Here is a 3,605-nt window from a genome sequence, read left to right as displayed (position 1 = left end):
TCTGCGGCTCGGTTCGCTGCTGATGATCGATGGCTCCCGCCACGAAATCCTGCAGGAAGCCGACATCTACCGCGAGCAATTGCTCGCCGCCTTCGACGCCTTCATTCCCGGCAGCGACGACCCCACAGCCTGACGGGCGCCGGTCGCTGGCCCGCTCCCCAAGGGGTGCCGCCGGCAGTAAAACGACTGCTTCAAGCGGTCGGCATCACCTGAATGGCGGCGGACGCTCGTTTAGCCGCGCAGGGCGGCCATGGCGGCGGCATGAAGTTCCGGCGTCGCCGCGGCGAGTACATCGCCGCCCTGTTCCGCCGGCCCGCCGTCGAATGTGGTGACGACGCCGCCTGCCTTTTCGATGATCGGGATCAGCGCCACGATGTCGTAGGGCTTCAATCCGGGATCGGCGACGATGTCGACGCTTCCCGAGGCGATCATGGCGAAGGCATAGCAATCGGCGCCATAGCGGGCGAGCTGGATCTGTCTTTCGAATGCATCGTAACGGTTGCGCGCCTCGCCCTTGAACAGGGCCGGCGTGGTGGTGAACAGCGTCGCCTGGTCCAACTTCGTCGTCTTGCGGGTCGTCAGTTTTCGCGGCCCGCCTGGCCCCTCATAATGGGAGCCCGAGCCGTTGGCGTAGAAAAGCTCGCCGGTGAAGGGCTGCGCCATCATGCCGGCAACGGCGTCGCCGTCGACCGTCAGCCCGACCAGTGTGCCCCACACCGGCAGACCGGAAATGAACGCGCGCGTGCCGTCGATCGGGTCGATCACCCAGACGTGCCGGCTTGAAATGTTCTCGCTGCCATGCTCCTCGCCTAGAATACCATGATCGGGATACTCAGCCGATATCAGAGCCCGGATGGCGCGCTCGGCCTCGCGATCGGCCTCGGTGACCGGATCAAAACTGCCCTGTTCCTTGTTGGCGACCGCACCTTGGGCACGAAAGCGCGGCAAGGTCTCCGCCGCTGCCGCCTGCGCGATGCGACGCATGAAATCGATGCTGATGTCCAACTGATTCTCCCGCGTTGCAGCATGCCCGAGCCCGGCTTTGCCGCCAATTTCGTGCCAAAACAAGGGTGTCGAGGATTTTTCCGCGACGGCATCTGTTGCCTGGATGTCACACAGGCGCCATCGAAACGCAATTTCCACATCAGAGTGAATTAAAAAAGGCTGAAGGTCGCTTGACATTTGTGCAGCGCACAATACCCTCAATCTCGGACAGGGTTTCCTGTCCATGCCCTCCTTGGGCGTTTCCTCCCTAGACTTCGACCGTATCGTGCAAACGATGCGGTCTTTTTTTATGGCGCCATTCAGTCCGCGGCCAGCGGCAGGTTGTTCACTCCGCGGCCAGTGGCAGGTCGATGAAATGATGGTCGGGCATCGACATCAGGTCGGCTGAGAACCGCGTCAGATCGTCGGCCAGCGCATCGAAGCCGGCAGCCTTCTCGAACGTCCGCTCGTTCATATAGAGCCCCCGGTTGACCTCGATCTGCAGCGCGTGCAGATGGCGCGCCGGGCGGCCATAGTGCTCGGTGATGAAGCCGCCGGCATAGGGCTTGTTGTGGGCAACCGAATAGCCCATGGCGCTGAGCAGGCCGATCGCGGTCTCGGTCAGGGCGGCCGTTGCCGAGATGCCGAAACGATCGCCGATGATGAAGTCGGGCCGCTGGCCGCTGTCGCCAACCCGGATGCTCGCCGGCATCGAATGACAGTCGATCAGCACGGCAAAGCCGAACCGCGCATGGGTTCTGGTCAACAGCCGCTTCAGCGTCTCGTGATAGGGCTTGTAGACGGCCTCGATGCGGGCGACCGCTTCGGCCAGCGGCAAGCGGCCGGAATAGATGTCGAGCCCCTCGCCGACCAGCTTCGGCACCGTGCCCAGCCCGCCGGCCACCCGTGCCGAGCGGATGTTGCAGAAGGACGGCACCGGCTCGGCGAACATGCGCGGATCAAGCTCCCACGGTTCACGGTTGACGTCGAGATAGGCCCTCGGGAAATTCGCCGCCAGCAGCGGTGCGCCGAGCGCGACGGTCCCGCCGAACAGCTCATCGACGTAGCAGTCCTCGGACCGGCGGATGGCGTTGCGGTCCAGCCTTGCCATGGCAAGGAAGCGCTCCGGATAGTAGCGGCCGCTATGCGGTGAGTTGAAGAGGAAGGGGACGCGCTGCTCGACGCCCGACCGGATTTCGAAGGGTGGAAAGACCGAAAAATCCTCGGCTGCCGTCTTCAATTTGAACGAACCCGAAAACACCAGTGCATCATGATGTGAAAGTGCCACCTTGCAAGCCTCGTGTCCAGCATTTCGGCCACAGCACACGCCCGGCAAATATGGATCATCCCCGTCAGCGTTCACTTGATGTTTACCCTCACCTCCTCATATACAGGATGGTTAACGGGCTTGCCCAACGGCAACCTCGGGCGGGTGATTCGGACGGGATATCATGGCACGCATTCTTCTGGCGGAAGACGACGACGATATGCGTCGGTTCCTCGTCAAGGCGCTGGAGCGCGCCGGTTACCAGGTCAGTGATTTCGACAATGGCGCCAGCGCCTATGAGCGGCTGCGCGAGGAGCCTTTCTCGCTGCTGTTGACCGACATCGTCATGCCGGAGATGGACGGCATCGAACTGGCGCGGCGTGCCACAGAGATCGATCCTGATCTGAAAGTCATGTTCATCACCGGTTTCGCCGCCGTTGCGCTGAACCCGGATTCCAAGGCGCCGAAAGACGCCAAGGTGCTGTCGAAGCCCTTCCACCTGCGCGACCTCGTCAACGAGGTCGAGAAGATGCTGCAGGCGGCCTGAGCCCTTTTCTAGGCGAGGCGCCGCACCTCTTCGCCACTGCGGCGAGACGACGCCTTCTTTCCTTTTTCCTGCTATTGACGCGCTGGATCAAAAATGGTGTATGCGCGGCTTCGGATGGGCGTGTAGCTCAGCGGGAGAGCACTGCATTGACATTGCAGGGGTCACAGGTTCAATCCCTGTCACGCCCACCATCCAACCAGACAAGCAGATCTTGCATCGGCATTTCCCGGCTGGTTCCCCAGAGGTAGAGCGGTTCGCATAGGTTGACTTATAGCCTGCACCTGGCGCAACGCCGCATGCAGTGCTTGAGCTTGGCGAACGGTTTGTCGATTTGGGCTGAGGTCCGGACTATAGGGGCAGGAAGAAGAGCCCTTGCGAAGCCAGCCTACTGGTCATCGTCATCGCCATTGTCTGGATTGTCGACCAAACATCCCGCGCCGTGACACCCTTGGTAATTGCCTTGAGTGTCGAAATTCGGATTGCCGTCCTTGTCGTAACTCGGCCTTGGGTCGATGTAGCTGTCGTTCTTTCGACGCGCTTCCTTGCGATCCTTGTCTCTCTGTTCCTGCGCGGCTATGCGATCCATTGAGCGCTGCTCGTCTTCTGAACGTTGTGAAGTCTGTTGCATCATGCAGTCGGCAAACCTGTTGGTTCCTGGCCTATAGCCGTAAGAAGCGCACTGTTGCTGATCCATTGCGCGCTGATCCTCAGCGCTGACGCAACCAGCAACCGCCAACGGCACAAGCGCGATCAGCACATATCTCATCTTGAAATTCGGCATTTTGTCACTCCAGATCATTCTGATGG

Annotated in this window: 4 protein-coding genes, 1 tRNA gene and 1 pseudogene; 3 read left to right on the top strand and 3 right to left on the bottom strand. The window is 61.0% G+C overall.

What is annotated here, in order from left to right; translation table 11 throughout:
- Positions 1–133, top strand: a pseudogene (locus EN939_RS25260) (alpha/beta fold hydrolase); the annotation flags it as partial.
- Positions 134–231: 98 nt separating this feature from the next.
- Here EN939_RS25260 and hisN read toward each other — a convergent pair.
- Positions 232–1,005 carry a histidinol-phosphatase gene (gene hisN, locus EN939_RS25255; RefSeq protein ID WP_127270523.1) on the bottom strand — a complete coding sequence of 258 codons (774 nt, stop codon included), beginning with the start codon at positions 1,003–1,005 and terminating at the stop codon, positions 232–234.
- Between the two features lie 325 nt (positions 1,006–1,330).
- Positions 1,331–2,272 carry an N-formylglutamate amidohydrolase gene (locus EN939_RS25250; RefSeq protein ID WP_127270521.1) on the bottom strand — a complete coding sequence of 314 codons (942 nt, stop codon included), beginning with the start codon at positions 2,270–2,272 and terminating at the stop codon, positions 1,331–1,333.
- A 163-nt stretch (positions 2,273–2,435) separates the two neighbouring features.
- Between EN939_RS25250 and cpdR the strand changes: the two genes are divergently transcribed.
- Both cpdR and EN939_RS25240 read left to right on the top strand, forming a co-directional pair.
- On the top strand, positions 2,436–2,798 hold the full coding sequence (cpdR, locus tag EN939_RS25245; RefSeq protein ID WP_006199474.1) for a cell cycle two-component system response regulator CpdR: 363 nt from the start codon (positions 2,436–2,438) through the stop codon (positions 2,796–2,798).
- 116 nt (positions 2,799–2,914) lie between these two features.
- Positions 2,915–2,989: transfer RNA gene (locus EN939_RS25240), tRNA-Val, on the top strand.
- A gap of 194 nt (positions 2,990–3,183) precedes the next feature.
- Here the strand turns inward: EN939_RS25240 and EN939_RS25235 are convergent.
- Positions 3,184–3,605 (bottom strand): hypothetical protein (locus EN939_RS25235; protein ID WP_335930802.1); only part of this gene is annotated, 422 nt, incomplete at its 5' end.

This window comes from Mesorhizobium sp. M7A.F.Ca.CA.002.05.1.1, from assembly GCF_003998335.1.
Classification (GTDB): Bacteria; Pseudomonadota; Alphaproteobacteria; order Rhizobiales; family Rhizobiaceae; genus Mesorhizobium.
Note: the sequence above shows the minus strand (reverse complement) of the source record. Positions and strands in the feature narration are given on the sequence as shown.